This is a genomic window from Micromonospora sp. KLBMP9576 (assembly GCF_050941805.1).
Lineage (GTDB): Bacteria > Actinomycetota > Actinomycetes > Mycobacteriales > Micromonosporaceae > Micromonospora.
The window spans coordinates 3977492-3991458 of sequence record NZ_CP194567.1 but is presented as its reverse complement, the minus strand read 5'-3'; the positions used below and the strand labels follow the sequence as shown (position 1 = coordinate 3991458).

The 13967-nt window shown below is 74.6% G+C and carries 13 protein-coding genes; 1 reads left to right on the top strand and 12 read right to left on the bottom strand.

Going from position 1 to position 13967, the window contains the following annotated elements:
- Position 1: 1 nt before the first annotated feature.
- Genes ACQ452_RS17555 through ACQ452_RS17525 form a run of 7 tightly spaced genes read right to left on the bottom strand, consistent with a single transcriptional unit; the run spans position 2 to position 7234 of the window.
- Positions 2-826 (bottom strand): SDR family NAD(P)-dependent oxidoreductase, encoded by an 825-nt coding sequence (locus ACQ452_RS17555; protein ID WP_433385879.1) that lies wholly within the window; start codon positions 824-826, stop codon positions 2-4.
- Positions 823-1812: a hypothetical protein gene (locus ACQ452_RS17550; protein ID WP_433385876.1), complete on the bottom strand. Its 990-nt coding sequence runs from the start codon at positions 1810-1812 to the stop codon at positions 823-825. The genes ACQ452_RS17555 and ACQ452_RS17550 overlap by 4 nt, the downstream gene beginning before the upstream one ends.
- Positions 1805-2527 (bottom strand): hypothetical protein, encoded by a 723-nt coding sequence (locus ACQ452_RS17545; protein ID WP_433385873.1) that lies wholly within the window; start codon positions 2525-2527, stop codon positions 1805-1807. The genes ACQ452_RS17550 and ACQ452_RS17545 overlap by 8 nt, the downstream gene beginning before the upstream one ends.
- The gene (locus ACQ452_RS17540; protein WP_433385870.1) at positions 2524-3792 is read right to left on the bottom strand and encodes a Rieske 2Fe-2S domain-containing protein; all 1269 of its coding nucleotides are present in this window, start codon (positions 3790-3792) and stop codon (positions 2524-2526) included. Before ACQ452_RS17540 ends, ACQ452_RS17545 begins: the two co-directional genes overlap by 4 nt.
- A 5-nt stretch (positions 3793-3797) precedes the next feature.
- Positions 3798-4787 (bottom strand): alpha/beta hydrolase family protein, encoded by a 990-nt coding sequence (locus tag ACQ452_RS17535; protein WP_433385867.1) that lies wholly within the window; start codon positions 4785-4787, stop codon positions 3798-3800.
- A complete protein-coding gene (locus ACQ452_RS17530; protein ID WP_433385864.1) occupies positions 4784-5590 on the bottom strand; it encodes an oxidoreductase in 807 nt (268 codons plus the stop codon). Before ACQ452_RS17530 ends, ACQ452_RS17535 begins: the two co-directional genes overlap by 4 nt.
- A gap of 3 nt (positions 5591-5593) precedes the next feature.
- Positions 5594-7234, bottom strand: coding sequence for a nitrilase-related carbon-nitrogen hydrolase (locus ACQ452_RS17525; protein WP_433385861.1), 1641 nt, complete (start codon positions 7232-7234; stop codon positions 5594-5596).
- A gap of 79 nt (positions 7235-7313) precedes the next feature.
- Between ACQ452_RS17525 and ACQ452_RS17520 the strand changes: the two genes are divergently transcribed.
- Complete coding sequence (locus ACQ452_RS17520; protein WP_433385858.1) at positions 7314-7589, top strand: Dabb family protein; 276 nt, start codon at positions 7314-7316, stop codon at positions 7587-7589.
- A gap of 27 nt (positions 7590-7616) precedes the next feature.
- Here ACQ452_RS17520 and ACQ452_RS17515 read toward each other — a convergent pair whose 3' ends face one another.
- The 5 genes from ACQ452_RS17515 to ACQ452_RS17495 are packed head-to-tail and all read right to left on the bottom strand — an operon-like array spanning position 7617 to position 13963.
- Positions 7617-9086 (bottom strand): aldehyde dehydrogenase family protein, encoded by a 1470-nt coding sequence (locus tag ACQ452_RS17515; protein ID WP_433385855.1) that lies wholly within the window; start codon positions 9084-9086, stop codon positions 7617-7619.
- Entirely contained in the window at positions 9083-10282 is a 1200-nt protein-coding gene (locus tag ACQ452_RS17510; RefSeq protein ID WP_433385852.1) for an FAD-dependent oxidoreductase, read from the bottom strand. Before ACQ452_RS17510 ends, ACQ452_RS17515 begins: the two co-directional genes overlap by 4 nt.
- Positions 10282-11190: an isocitrate lyase/PEP mutase family protein gene (locus ACQ452_RS17505; RefSeq protein WP_433385849.1), complete on the bottom strand. Its 909-nt coding sequence runs from the start codon at positions 11188-11190 to the stop codon at positions 10282-10284. Before ACQ452_RS17505 ends, ACQ452_RS17510 begins: the two co-directional genes overlap by 1 nt.
- Positions 11187-12689: an aldehyde dehydrogenase family protein gene (locus ACQ452_RS17500; protein WP_433385846.1), complete on the bottom strand. Its 1503-nt coding sequence runs from the start codon at positions 12687-12689 to the stop codon at positions 11187-11189. Before ACQ452_RS17500 ends, ACQ452_RS17505 begins: the two co-directional genes overlap by 4 nt.
- Positions 12686-13963 (bottom strand): acyl-CoA dehydrogenase family protein, encoded by a 1278-nt coding sequence (locus ACQ452_RS17495; protein WP_433385843.1) that lies wholly within the window; start codon positions 13961-13963, stop codon positions 12686-12688. The genes ACQ452_RS17500 and ACQ452_RS17495 overlap by 4 nt, the downstream gene beginning before the upstream one ends.
- Positions 13964-13967 lie beyond the last annotated feature (4 nt).

The window sequence follows — 13967 nt, the reverse complement described above, 5'->3', positions numbered from 1 at the left end:
GTCACCGGGGGCCTCCGGTGGAGTCGCCGAAGAGGTCGCGCTTGCGGAAGCCGGCGAGGGCAAACCGGGCGGCGGCCTTGCGGTTGGTCAGCCAGGCGGCCCGGCTGCCGTTGCGGCCTCCGGCGAGGACCCGGTCGGCCAGCCACGGGGTGACCGTCTCCACCCGGTCGCCGAGGATGTTGAAGACCTTCTTGGCCTTCGCCAGCTCGTCCGGCGGGTAGTCGCGGGTGAGCAGGTCGGTCACGACGATGCCGGGGGAGAGGTGGTGCACGGTGACCTTCCCGGCGACCCCGGCGGCGGCGAGTTCCTTGGCCAGCCCGTCGGTCAGGTAGGTGACCGCGCGTTTCGACGCCCCGTACCCGGTCAGTCCCGGCCGCGCCTGACCGTTGGAGCCGAAGCCCTCCATGTTCCACAGCGCGCCGTGGCCCTGCGCGAGCATCGCGGCGAGCACCACCGCGCTGGCGCGGGCCACCCCGCCGAGGTTCGCGGCGAGCACCCCGTCCAGATCCTCCGGCGCCAGCTCCCACAGCGGGCGGCGGGCGTGGTTCGCGCCCGCGTTGTTGATCCAGATGTCGACGCCGCCGAACGCCTCGGCGGCGGCCGACCAGAGCGCGGAGACGTCGGCGCGGTCGGTGACGTCCGCGCGTACCCCGATCACCTCGGCGCCGGCCGGCGTCGAGGCGTCGGAGCGCAGCGCGGCGAGCGCCGTGGCCACCGACTCCGCGCCGCGCCCGCAGAACGCGACGCGGGCGCCGCGGGCCAGCAGCGCGCGTACCAGGCCGGCGCCGATGCCGCGGGTGCCGCCGGTCACCACCACCGTGGTCATCCGGCGGCCTCCCAGGTGAGCAGGCCGTGCAGGACGCTGTCCAGTACGTTGCCCCGGAACAGCTCGTACACCACGGCGAGGCGCCCGCCGGCGGACATGCCCGGCTCGGCGTCGATGGCGAACTCGCGGCCCTTGACCTTCCACACGTCGCCGCCGTCGGCGTGGAAGTGCCAGGACGGGTAGCTGGCCCGGCCGAAGCCCTGGGCGTTGCCCCAGGCGTCGGGGCCCTCGAAGAACAGCCGGTCGCCGTCGCGGCGCTGCTCGACCACGTACCGCCGGTCCAGGTCGGCGCCGACCCAGCTCACCACCCGGCGGGTGCGCAGCAGATTGATCGGCTCCAGGCCGAGGCGCACCGCGACCTCGCCGCGCAGCTTCTGGTCGGCGCCCCACAGCTCGCAGCTGCCGGTGAACGCGCCGGCCTGCTTGGTCGGCAGGATGTACGGCACCGGCCCGCGCCGCTCCTCGGCGGTCAGGAACCGCGCCACCCGCTGCCGGGTGTCCGGGCTGGTCTCGTGGTCGAAGCTGCGGGTGTAGACGCCGTTGAAGCAGCCCACCACCGCCCAGCCCTGGTGCAGCATCGACGAGTAGACCTGGGTCTCACCGTCGGGCAGCACCTGGTTCCAGGTGTTGAGGTCGACCTGCCAGCCGGGGCCGTAGTAGTGCGAGTCCACGAACGAGCCGTACGGTTGGCCGGTGCCGAAGAAGTCGGGGCCGGTGTAGACCCGGTCGGCGTCGGAGTCGATCACGCCGAAGGCGAACGGGGCGCCCAGCCGGTAGCGCCCGGCCAGCTCGCCGCCGCCGACCAGCCCGCCGTCCATGTAGTAGGTCGTGACGCCGTCGGCGTGCACCGAGGAGCGGTGGATCTCCTCGTAGCCCTGCCAGACGCCGGTGGCGGTGAACAGCGACGGCCGGCCGTGCCATTCGCCGGCGATCCGCTGCTGCCAGGCGCTCGGCTCGGTGGCCGCCGCTGCGTTCGGTTCACTCATTGCCGATCAGCTCCGCCCGGATCCGGTCGGTCGCCGGCTCGCCGATCAGCCGGGTGACCCGGGCCCAGACCGGGTCGACCTCGGGGCTGAACAGGTTGACCCGCACGGCGGTGTCCCGGGCGGCCAGGTCGGTGTCGGCCAGGCCGGCCACGACGTCGGCCGGCAGGCCGTCGGTCACCAGCGCGGACCAGTGCTCGGCGTACGCGGAGACGGCGGCTCCCATCTTCCGGAACGCCTCCTCGGTGGCCCGGCCGACCAGCATCCACGGCGACATCAGCGCGTACTGGCGTGGCCCGATGTCGGCCCGGCTCAGCCCGTCCATCGCGCCGGCCTCGGTGAAGACCTCGGTGAGCGGCTGGTAGGCGGCGTCCATGTAGGACAGGTGGCTGCTCAGCTCGGCCCGGGGAATCAGGTCGAGGTGGTAGGCGTGGTAGTCGCCGCCGTACACCGAGTCGAGGGTGAAGTGCGGGATCGCGCTGTCGGCGGCGGTGAAGGCGAAGACCATGTGGCTGTCGAGGTGGATCATCGGCACGACCAGCCCGACGTAGACCACCTTGACCACCGGCTGCCCCGGCGCGCCCCGCCAGACCCGCAGCGCACCCACCGGGTCGGGCGACATCGGGCTGCTCAGCGGCTCGTCGATGACGGCGGTGAGCGGGTGGCGGGTGGTCAGGTGGGCCACCGCGTTCTCGCAGAGTTCCAACGGGAGGCTCATGCCTGCTCCTTCGTCGCGCTGGTGGTCGGCTGGGGGCTGGTCTGCGCCTCGGCTCCCGCGGCGGCGTCGGCGCCCTCTTCCTCGGTGATGCGTTCGAGCCCGATGCGCTGCGACTCCGCCACGCTCGGGTGCTCGCCCCTGGCCTTGTGCACCCAGGCGCGGGCCAGCTCCGGGTTCTCCCGGCGTGCCGGCGAGGGGATGACGGTGGCCTCCCGGCGCGGCACGTCGCCCGTCACCCGGTCGGCGTCGGACAGCATCCAGCCGCGCTCGGCCAGCTCCTGGCGGCGTCGCCGGTAGTGCACGGCGATGAGGTCGCTCTTGACGTGCAGTTCCGCGCCGAGGTCGAACGGGAGCAGCTCGGGGCGGACGTTGTTGACCACCTCGGCGTCCTCGTAGAAGATCCGGATCACGCGTTGCACGGCGTTGCGGTTGGCCCAGGTGCCGGTGAAGAAGGTGCGCAGCGCGACCCACTTGACCAGCGTGGTGGTCTCGTCGATGGGGATGTTGGTGTCATAGATGATCAGCTCGCCGATGGGGAGCCGGACGTGCAGCTTGATCATGTTGGGCAGCATCCAGCCGGCCGAGGTGACCACCGGCGGGCGGTTGGCCAGGTCCGCGTTGTTGCGGTTGACAAGCGACCAGAGGCCCTTGGAGCGCGGCGGGTGCAGGCTGACCGTGGCGAACGCCGACCACTCGTCGGGGATCTCGACCTCGTACTCGGGAACCTCGGGCTTCTCCCGGTTGCCGAACACGTTGCCGTGCACGAAGGGCGCGTGCGCGATGTCGCAGCCGTTCTCCAGGATCCGCTCGTAGTTGGCCTTCCACAGGAACTCGCCGGTCACCGCGCGGTACTTGCCGTCGTTCTCCACCAGGTGGTCGAACTCGGGCCAGATGGGGATCGGCGGCCGCTCGGCCTCGGGCAGGTCGCCCATGAAGACCCAGACGAAGCCGTAGCGCTCCTGCACCGGATACGAGTCGACCCGGGCCTTGTTGGGGATGCCCCGGCCGGGCTGGTTCGCCGGGATCTTCGTGCACGCCCCACCCGGCTCGAACTCCCAGCCGTGGTAGGGGCAGACGATGTTCTCGCCGGCGGTCGAGCCGCCGGAGAGCGCCGCGCCCCGGTGCACGCACAGGTCGGACAGGGCCACCACGCGTCCGCGCGGGGTGCGGTAGAGGGCCAGGTACTGCCCGAGCACGGTGACCCGGGCCGGCTTGGTGGTGACCCGGTCGGAGAACTCGACCGCGTACCAGAAGTTCTTGAGCATGGTGGCTACCTCCGCCGGAACGAGGCGATCGAAGAGGTGGTGTCGAGCGTTGCCAGCAGCCGGTCGAAGCCGTCGGCCGGCTCGCCGCGAAGGTGGACGGCGAGGAACCCGGACAGCAGGTCGGCCAGCAGTGCGCGGGTGGTCTCCGGGTCGACGCTCGCCTCCTGGTCGAGGAAGGCACGCGCCGAGGTGTGATCGGGCGGGTGCACGATGCCGAAGTGGTTGGCGCCGGTCAGCCGCACCAGCAGGTTGGTGCCGTCGGCGTCGGGCAGCGCCTCGTCGAAGGTGCGGGTGATCGGGTCGGCGCGGGTGGCCGCGTCCTCGCCGTACCGGTCGGCTGAGCCGTTGATCACGCCGTCGTTGGTGCCCGCGAGCAGCATGACCGGGCAGTCCACCTGGGCCGGCAGCACGGTGCCGGCCGGCCAGCCGAGCATGGTCGCCACCATGGTGTGCGCCCCGTAGGTCGCCACCGCGCGGACCTCGGGCAGGAACCGCGCCGACTGGAGCGCCACCGTGCCGCCGGCCGAGTGGCCCAACAGCGCCACCCGGTCGAGGTCGAGCAGCCCGTCGAGCGGCCCGGTGAGCTGCGCCAACGCGTCGAGCACCGGGCGCAGCGAGGGGCTGGTGGGGCGGTTGCCGTAGCCACCCGGGCGGGCCGCGTCCAGGTCGACGCCGGGAGTTATCCCGTGCAGGCCGGCGAAGAGCACCCCGACCCAGTCGTAGGTCACCGCGACGACGCCCCGCGCGGCCAGCTCCACCGCCAGCCAGCGGTAGCTGTCCTGCCCGACGTTGACCCCGGAGACCAGCAGCACCACCGGGTACGGTGCCCCGGCCGGGTCGGCCGCCAGCACCCCGCTGAGCCGCTCGGCGTCGGAGCCGGTGGGCCGGGCCGGGTAGTGGACCCGCAGGTGTGCGGTGTCGAACGGGGCCGGCGCCCCGGGGATCCGCGCGGCCCACCAGAGCGACCGGACACCGCCGCGGTGCGGAGGGCTCATGCCGAGGGCCGGGGGAGTTCGCGGTCGCCGCCCCAGAGCCCGCGGACGAGCCGGTTGGTGGTCTCCTCGCCGAAGTAGCGCACGCCCATCACGTTCGCCGGGTCGCGGTCGGTGATGTTGCGCCGGATGCGCAGATCGGTCTCGGCGAGCGCGGCCCGCTCCTCGGCCGGCACCGGCTCGGCCTCGTCGACCCAGCGCAGCCAGCGGTCGACGTGGGCGTGGGTCACCTGGCTGACCTTCTCGATGTTCTCCGGGCTGCGGTCGAAGGAGTAGCAGTGCGCCGTCGGCGACAGGCTGGCCCGGATGAACCCGGCCCGGCTGACGAAGTAGTCGAAGGCCGGGTCGGCGCGCAGTTGCAGCCACTCCTCGTTGACCGGCTCGTAGTACCGGTCGTAGTAGTCGCCGTCCTCCACCATGTTGACCCGGGGCACGGAGTCGACGTAGAACCAGCCGCCGGGCCAGACGAGCAGGGCCAGACCCAGGTGCGGGACCCTGACCTGCGGGCCGAGCCAGCACGTCAGGTGCAGGTTGGCGAAGCTGGCCGCCGGGTTGCCCAGCCAGGAGTGCACGAGCCAGTCGACCTCGGGGCCCGTGTACGCGGCGAGCGAGCCGCCCGGCCCGTTCGGGTAGTCCCCGTAGTGCTCCAGCGGCTCGGTGGACGGGTCGCGGGTCAGCTCGAACCGTGCGGTGATCTTGGCCTTCAGCTCGTCCAGGAGCACCTGGTAGCGGTGGAACGTCTCGTGGACGTCGACCGTGGGGGAGTCGTCGAGCATGTCCTCGACATGTTTCATGGTGTCGGCCACGGTTCAGCGCCTTTCGGTGAGGGCCTGGACGAGCCGCCACGGGCGGCCGTCGACGAGGTCGGTGCGGCGGGAGACGAGCCGGTTCGCGGCGTGTGCCGGGGCCACCACGGCTTGCGTGACAGGCTGGTCGGCGGCGATGTCGGTGCGCAGCGGGCTGCTGATCCGGCCGGTGAACGGCCCGGCCCAGGTGGTCCAGAGGGTGAAGTCGGCGCTGAGCGTGAAGACCGCCGCGCCCGTGCCGAGCGGCCCGGCGGCGATGAGGTTGAGCCGGTTCTCCGCGGCCCGCTCCGGCAGGCCCAGCGCCAGCTCCCAGGGCTCGCGCGGAGTGAACGGCACGGCGACCACGTCGGCGTCGGCGAGGGCGGCGAGCCGGAACGTCTCCGGGAAGATCGCGTCGTCGCCGACCACGATCGCCAGCCGCCCCCAGGGCAGGTCGAAGGTGCGCAGGCCGTCGCCGGGCCGGGCGGCGTCGCGGGCCGCGCCGGCCCGGTGCAGTTGTGGTTGCTCGCCGAGCACGCCGTCCGGGCCGACGAGCAGCCCGAGCGGGCCGTCGGCGCCGCGGGCGGTGGCCACGGCGTACGCCTCGGTGCCGCGCAGCGCCGGTGCCAGCGCCGCGGCCACCTCGGCCGGCGTGGCGTGCGGGCCGAGGGCGTTCTCGGCGAGTACGGCGAGCAGTGCGCCCCCGGCGACCGACGTGCCGAGCAGGTCGGCGGCCTGGCCGGGGTCCCGTGGCCGGACCACGGCGACCGGCAGGCTCGCCGCGCCGGGCGGGCGGCGACGGCCGGTCGGCGCCTCCCCGAGCGGGCCGTAGAGTTCCGGCCGGCGGGCCGCGAGGATGTCGGTGCCGTCCGGGCGCTGCTTGTCGTCGGCGCGTTCCACGTCGATGTCGGCGATGACGACGGCCTCACCGGTGCGCGGACCCCTGGCCACCACCGTGCCGTCCGGTGCGACGATCTGCGACTCGCCGGCCCCGTGCAGCCACTGCTCCGGCACGCCGAGGCCACGGCTCATGGCCGGCAGTTGCGCGGCGGGCAGCAGCGGGCCGACCTTGTTGGCGGCGATCACCCAGGCCCGGTTCTCCGCGGCCCGCACCGGGATGTGCAGCGCGGCCTCGTCGGTGGCGAACGAGTTCAGGCTGTTCAGCAGCACCTGCGCGCCGCGCAGCGTGAGGCCGCGGGTGGTCTCGGAGATGACGCCCTCCATGCAGGCGTACATGCCGAGCCGGCCGATCGGGGTGTCGAGCACCGGCCCGACCTCGGTCGCCGGGTCGAGGTGGTCGTTCTCGGCGCCCATCAGGACCTGCTTGTCGCAGCTTCCGAGCACCGCCCCGTCCGGGCCGAAGAGGAAGTTGGTGCCGCCGGTGCGCCCGTCGGGACGGGCGTGCGTGACGTTGATCTTGATGTACACCCGGTGTGCGGCGGCGCTCGCCGAGACGGCGGTGAGGAAGTCGTCGCCCGGCCGGGTGGCCAGGGCGTGCGCCTGGGCGCGGTCGGCGTACCAGGCGAGGTGGTTGCAGAACTCGGGCAGCACCACGAGTCGCGCGCCCCGCCGGGCGGCCTCGGCGACCAGGCGCAGGCAGGTGGACAGATTGGCCTCGATGTCCTGGCCGGCTTCGAACTGTACGGCGGCAACCCTGATGGCCATTCCCGCTCCGGTTCCCCTGGCGAAACGCTGTTTCCAGAACATACACTCGGGCGACGCCGGGGAACAGGGGGAAGAGCAGGTGTTTACCCACGTGGTACTGATGAAGTTCGCCGATTCGGCCGATGCCGTCGAGGCGAAGTCGCTGCTGGAGGGCCTGGTGGGCACAGTGGACGAGATAGCGACGCTGACGGTCGCCCTCGACACGCTACGGACCCCGGTCTCCTACGACCTCTGCATGATCAGCACGCACACCGACGCGGACGCGCTGCGCGCCTACCAGGCGCACCCCGCCCACCTGGAGGTGGCGGGCTGGCTCAAGCCGCGCCTCGAGGCCCGCGTCGTCGTCGACTACTGACGCGGGACCCGCCGACGCGGCCCGGCCTCAGCCCGGGTACGCGTCGGCGGGCAGCCCGGCGCCACCGGGCCGGAACGGGCCGGGGGCGTGCACGACGCAGGTCTGCGCGTACTCGGCCAGCCCCTCCTCGGCATACTCGCGGCCGTAGCCGGAGCGCTTCACCCCACCGAACGGCGCCCGCAGCGACAGCCCGGTGCGGTTGTGCGTGTTGACGAAGACGAAACCCGCCTCGACCCGGCGGGCCAGCGCGAACGCCCGCTCCTCGTCGGCCGACCAGACGGAGCCACCGAGGCCCAGCTCGTCGGCGTTGACCCGGGCCAGCAGCTCATCCTCGTCGTCGTAGCGCAGCAGCGGCACCGTCGGCCCGAACTGCTCCCCGGCGACCACCTCGGCGTCGTCCGGCACGTCCAGCACGAGCGTCGGGGCCACGAAGTATCCGCCGGCCAGGTCGGTGCCGCCGTCGACGGTGCCCAGCGGCAGCGCGGTGGCTCCCCGGGCGACGGCCGCCGCGACGATCCGCTCGACCCGGGCGGCGGCGCCGGCGGAGACGACCGGGCCCATGCTCACCCCGGGTGTGAGCGCGTCCCCGACACGCAGCACCTCCGCGGCGGCGTCGGCATACGCCGCCACGAACTCGTCGTGGCGGCTGCGGTGCACGTACAGCCGCTTCGCCGCCATGCACACCTGGCCGCTGGTGGCGAAGCTCGCCAGGACCAGCCGGCGCATCGGCTCGGCGCCCAGGTCGGCGTCGGGCAGGAAGATCGCCGCGTCGTTGCCGCCCAGCTCCAGCACGACCGGGGTGGTCTGGGTGGCGGCGGTCGCCGCCACCTGCCGGGCCGCCGGGCCGCCGCCGGTGAAGGCCACCTTGCGCACCAGCGGGTGCCCGACCAGCGCCGCCCCGGCGGCGGCGTCGCCGTGGACGACCGCCAGCGTCGCGTCCGGCAGCGCCCCGGCGAGCAGGCGCAGCGCCTCCGAGACCGCCAGCGGGGCCAGCGGCGAGGGCTTGACCACCACCGCGTTGCCGGCGGCGAGGGCCGGGGCCACCTTGAGCAGGGTGAGGATGATCGGCGCGTTCCACGGCGTGATCGCGGCGACGACCCCGTACGGCCGGGGCAGCCGCAGGAGCCGGCCGGCCGCGTCGTCGATCTCCCGCTCGGCGTATGCCGCCGGGGCGTGCTCGACGACCCAGCGCAGGTACGTGGCGGCGAAGCCGACCTCGCCACGGCAGTCGGCCAGCACCTTGCCCGACTCCCGGGCCAGCAGACCGGCCAGCGCCTCGCGCCGTGCCCCTATCGCGTCGGCGCCGGCGGCCAGTGCGGCGACCCGCCGCGCGATGCCGGTGGCCGCCCAGCCCCGCTGCGCGGCGTCGGCCCGGCGGACCAGGGCGTCGACCCGCGCGGGCCCGCTGACACCGACCGTGCCGACCAGCTCGGTGACCCGGGACGGGTTCTCCCGCTCGATCACCGCGTCGTGCGGGCCGTCGCCGGATGCCGTCATGCCCGTGCCGCCGGCGCCCCGGCGTCGGGGCGCAGCGAGGCGATCATGGAGCTGCGCAGCAGGTGTGCCCGGGCGGCCACCGGATCCTCGGCCAGCGCGCGCAGGCCGGCGAACTGCGCCGACCGCACCTGCGGATCGGTGGTCCGGATCCGGCGGTAGTTCTGGTCGGAGACCTCCTGCACGTAGGTCAGGGCGATCCGGCGCCGCTCGGCGGCCACCGCCGTCACCGCCCGGTCCAGCTCCCCGCCGTCGGGTGCCGCGCCGCCCGGGGCCAGCACCCGCGCGTACGCGACCGCGTCGTGGATGCCCGAGTTCATGCCCAGCCCGCCGAGCGGGTTGTTGACGTGCGCGGCGTCGCCGGCCAGCAGCACCCGCCCCTGCCGGAACGCCCCGGCGACCCGCTGGTGCACCCGGTAGAGGCTGGCGTGCGCCACCCGCCACGGCCGGCCCGGGTCGGCGATCGCCCGCAGCCGCCGGTCGAGCCGGCCCAGCTCGTGGGCGTCGGGGGTGTCCTCGGGGGTGGGCAGCAGCACCCGCCAGTGCTCCGGCGTGCGCAGCAGCACCGACCACTCGACCGGGTCGAAGACGTAGTTGACGTACGCCAGCGGGCCGAGCAGCGCCGGCAGGTCCTCGTCGGTGGAGGCCACCAGGAACCGCTCGGGATAGGTGATCCCGTCGAACGGCAGCGCCAGCGCCCGCCGTACCTGGGAACTCGCGCCGTCGGCCGCGATCAGCCAGTCGCCGGCCACTTCCCGGCCGTCGGCGGCGACCGCGACCACGCCGTCCGGATCCGCGCCCTGCCGCACCGAGTCGACCGGCCAGCCGAAGTGGACCCGGGCGGCCGGATGGCGGGCCAGGTGGGCCAGCAGGATCCGGGTCAGCTTGGACTGCTCGCACTGCACCCGGTACGGGTACGGGGTGTCGCCGGCGAGCAACGCGAGGTCCAGCTCCGCGATCAGCCCCTCCCGGCGGTCCCGGTAGGCGAACGTCGCCGCGACCAGCCCGCGCGCCAACAGGTCCGCGCCGACCCCCAGCGCGTCGAGCATCTCCAGCGTCGGCGGGTGGAACGTGGAGGCGCGGGACTCGGCGGCGAGCTGGTCGCCGGCCTCCAACACGGTCACCTCGCAGCCCCGGCGGGCCAGCGCGAGCGCCGCGGTCAGCCCGACGGGCCCCGCTCCGGCGATCAGCACGTGCATCAGGCGTACCTCCGATCGAGAGTCAACGCGTCGTCCTGGCCGACCAGTGCGGTGAACGACGACCAGGCGAGCCGGGGCACCGCGTCGGCGTGACCGTCCCGGCCGATCGCGGCATAGGCGGCGGCAGCCGCGGAGAGCGCGGCCAGCATTGGCGCGACGGGGTGCAGCACGATCCGGACCCCGAGCGCGCCGAGCGCGTCGTCGGGCGGGAAGGCGCGCCCGCCGGCCGCCTCCGAGCGGTTCACCACCAGGGGTACGCCGGGCAGCGCGGCGCGCGCCGCCGCCAACTCCTCGGCGGTGTCCACACCCTCCAGGAAGACCGCGTCGGCGCCCGCGGCGGCGAACCGGCCGGCCCGTTCGATCGCCTCGTCGAGGCCGGCCACCGAGTAGGCGTCGGTGCGGGCGATCAGCACCAGCCCGGTGCCCGCATCGGCGACGGCCCGGATCTTCGCCGTCGCGCCCCGGACGTCCAGCAGCTCCTTGCCGGCCAGGTGGCCGCAGCGCTTCGGGCTGACCTGGTCCTCCAGGTGCAGCCCGGCGACGCCGGCCGCCGCGTACCGCTGGGCGGTCCAGACCGCGTGCAGCGGATTGCCGTAGCCGGTGTCCGCGTCGGCGATCAGCGGCACGCCGGCCAGCGCGGGGACCAGCCGGGCGGCCCGCTGCGCGACGTGCGTGCCGTGCAGGTAACCGAGGTCGGGCAGGCCCAGCTCGACCGCGGCGCAGACCGCACCGGACAGGTGCGCGGCCCGGTGCCCGGCCTCGGCGGCCAGCGCGGCGGTGAGCGGGTCGTGCACGCCGGGGGCGTGCACCGGCGAGGCCCCGCCCAGCAACGCCCGCAGCACCTCGGCGGGGCGTGCGGGCGCGACCGGGGGAGCATCCCTCGACGGGACGGTCTCGCCCGGGCTCATGGCCGGCCGTGCAGCGCGAAACCGCCCTCGACACCAACGACCCGCGGGTTGGTGAAGAACCGCAGGGTCTCGGTGGTGCCCTCCTCGCCGTACCCGGACAGCCCGAACGCCGGGCGCGGGCTGAACAGGTGCAGGCTGAGCACCGAGGAGCCGTTCACCTTGACCTCGCCGGCCCGGATCCGGCGGGCCACGGCCAGCGCGGCCTCCTCGTCCGCACCGAGCACGTACGCCTCCAGCCCGTACGACGTGCCGTTGGCCAGCGCCACCGCCTCGTCGACGGTGCCGTACGGGTGCACCGCCGCCACCGGCCCGAAGATCTCGTCGCCGGTGTGCGCCGCGGCGACGCCGGTGACCAGCGTCGGGGCGAGGAAGTTCCCGCCGGCCAGCGGCCCGGTGCCCGGCAGCGTGGTGCCGGTGACCGCCGTCCCGCCGTGGGCCAGCAGCTCGTCGCGGGCGGCCACCACCCGGGCCAGGTGCCGGGAGTGCACCAGCGGGCCGAGGTCGGTCGCCGGGTCCAGCGGCGCGCCGGCGACCAGGCCGGCTAGCCGCTCGGCGATCGCGGCGACGATCTCGTCGTGCCGGTCGGCGGGCACGATCAGCCGGCCCAGCGCCCGGCACCACTGGCCGTTGAGCGTGCTGAGCAGGTCGACAGCGGCCCGGGCGACGTCGGCGACGTCGGCGTCGGGGAGCACGACCAGCGGGTTGTTGCCGCCGAGTTCGAGCTGCACCGGCTTGATGTCGTAGGCGCAGGCCGCCGCGACCGCCCGCCCGGCGGCGAGCCCGCCGGTGAAGGAGACCGCCCGGATCCGGGGATCGCCGACGAGGGCCGCCCCGGCCCCGGCACCGCCGTGCACGAGCTGGAACACCCCGGCCGGCACGCCCGCGGCGGCGAGCGCCGACCCGACGACGGCGGCGAGTCGTTGGCTGCCGTGCGGGGCGTACTCGCTGGGCTTGAGGATCGTGGGGCAGCCGGCGGCGAGCGCGTTCGCGACCTTGTGCGCGGCCATCGGCGCGGGCGCGTTCCACGGCACCACGCAGGCGGCCGGGCCCCAGGGCAGCCGTTCGGCGTGCGCGATCCGGCCGTCCTCGCGGTGGAACTCCTGGCTCTGCGGGCCCTGCCGGAGCTGGGCGGCGGCGAGCCGGAACGCGCCGCCGAGGATCACGCCCAGCGGGGTGGTCTGCCCGATCGGCACGCCGGTGGTCGCCGACTCCAGCGCGCAGATCTCGGCCGCGACGCCCTCGACGGCCTCGGCGACGCCGTCCAGCACGTCGGCGCGGGCCGGCGCCGGCAGCGCCGCCCAGCCGCCGGCCTCGTGCGCGGCCGAGGCGGCGGCGACGGCGGCCCCGATCCGCTCCGGCGGCGTGCCGGCGGCGGGCCGCCGCACCGCGCCGGTCGCGGGATCCTCCAGGTCGAACCCGAGCGGTGCGTCGCTGCGCGTCCAGACCCCGTCGACCAGGTCGGCGAGGTCGGGCAGGTCCGGCTGGTCGGAGCCGGTCACCCGGCCACCGCCGCGAACAGGTCGTTGGCGCGGTCGCTGGTGATCATGCCGGCCGCCTCCAGCCGGCCGCGCTCCGGCGGGAACGTCATCACCAGCCCCATCGCCAGGTCGCGCAGCGCCCGGCCGACGGGGCCGTTCATGGTGGCGCTCGACGTGCCGGACGCCTTGAGCGCGCCGACCGCCACGTCGAAGCACGCCTCGCAGATCGAGCCCTTCGCCAACCGCCACTGCCGGTAGACCTCGGCGTGCGGGCGCAGCGGCGGCTCGCTGGTCTCCAGCAGCAACTGGCGACGCAGCCAGAGGTACGCCGTCTCCAACCGTTCGGTCATGTCGCCGATGAGCACCTGGTGCATGGGGCTCTCCGCGATCGGCCGGCCGGTGTCGGCGAAGGTCTTCTGGGTGAGCCTGGTCAGCGTGTCGTCGTAGACGCCCTGGGCCGCGCCGACGTAGACCGCCGTGATGGCGAGCTGGTTGCCGACGAAGCTGCCCCGGCTGCACTGCAGCATCTTGACGAACGCGCCGGGCACGGTGAGCGCCTCGTCGGCCGGAACGAAGACGTCGTCGAGCCGGATGCCGTGGTTGGCCGAGCCGCGCATGCCGATGCCGTCCCAGACGGGCCGTGAGGCGACCCCGGCGGCCTCGCGGGGGACCAGGAACAGTGCCAGCCCGTCCGCCGTCTCGTGCCCGGCGAGCCGGGCGGTGACCAGATAGGTGTCGGCGACGCCGGTGGCGCAGCCGAACGACTTCTCGCCGCTGAGCGACCAGCCGTCGACGCCGTCGCGGCTGGTCGGGGTGGCGGTGGTGGAGATGGCGATGTTGGCCGACGAGCTCTTCACCGCCTCGCTGGCGAAGTTGGCCAGCCACATCCCACCGGCCATCCGGGTCAGCACCTTCTCGGCGAAGGCCCGCACGGCGGGGACGTCGGCGTCGTCGAAGAGGCCGCGCTCGATCGCCTCGAGTGGCAGCAGACCCCGGGATGCGCTGGTGTTGTGGAAGAAGAAGGCCAACGCCGTCGACGGGCACGCGCTGCCCATCGCGAAGGTGGCGGCGGCGAGGTCGCGCAGGCCGCCGCCGAGGCCGCCGTACTCCTCGGGGACGACCAGGCCGAGCAGCCCGGCATCGCGCAGCAGCGCGACGTGCGCGGCGGGGAACACCCCGTCGGCGTCGGCCTGCGCGGCGGCGGCCCGCAGCGCGGGCAGCACCTTCTCCACCCGGGCCGCGCGATCCTGCTCGGCCGGGGTGAGGTCGTCGATGAGCCGTCCGCCGGTGGACATGTCT

What these genes read in the sequence shown, in the direction of transcription:
- ACQ452_RS17535 (WP_433385867.1), bottom strand. Translation starts at nt 4,787, where the DNA reads ATGAGCCCTCCGCACCGCGGCGGTGTCCGGTCGCTCTGGTGGGCCGCG.
- ACQ452_RS17540 (WP_433385870.1), bottom strand. Translation starts at nt 3,792, where the DNA reads ATGCTCAAGAACTTCTGGTACGCGGTCGAGTTCTCCGACCGGGTCACC.
- ACQ452_RS17505 (WP_433385849.1), bottom strand. Translation starts at nt 11,190, where the DNA reads ATGAGCCCGGGCGAGACCGTCCCGTCGAGGGATGCTCCCCCGGTCGCG.
- ACQ452_RS17550 (WP_433385876.1), bottom strand. Translation starts at nt 1,812, where the DNA reads ATGAGTGAACCGAACGCAGCGGCGGCCACCGAGCCGAGCGCCTGGCAG.
- ACQ452_RS17525 (WP_433385861.1), bottom strand. Translation starts at nt 7,234, where the DNA reads ATGGCCATCAGGGTTGCCGCCGTACAGTTCGAAGCCGGCCAGGACATC.
- ACQ452_RS17495 (WP_433385843.1), bottom strand. Translation starts at nt 13,963, where the DNA reads ATGTCCACCGGCGGACGGCTCATCGACGACCTCACCCCGGCCGAGCAG.
- ACQ452_RS17545 (WP_433385873.1), bottom strand. Translation starts at nt 2,527, where the DNA reads ATGAGCCTCCCGTTGGAACTCTGCGAGAACGCGGTGGCCCACCTGACC.
- ACQ452_RS17555 (WP_433385879.1), bottom strand. Translation starts at nt 826, where the DNA reads ATGACCACGGTGGTGGTGACCGGCGGCACCCGCGGCATCGGCGCCGGC.
- ACQ452_RS17510 (WP_433385852.1), bottom strand. Translation starts at nt 10,282, where the DNA reads ATGCACGTGCTGATCGCCGGAGCGGGGCCCGTCGGGCTGACCGCGGCG.
- ACQ452_RS17515 (WP_433385855.1), bottom strand. Translation starts at nt 9,086, where the DNA reads ATGACGGCATCCGGCGACGGCCCGCACGACGCGGTGATCGAGCGGGAG.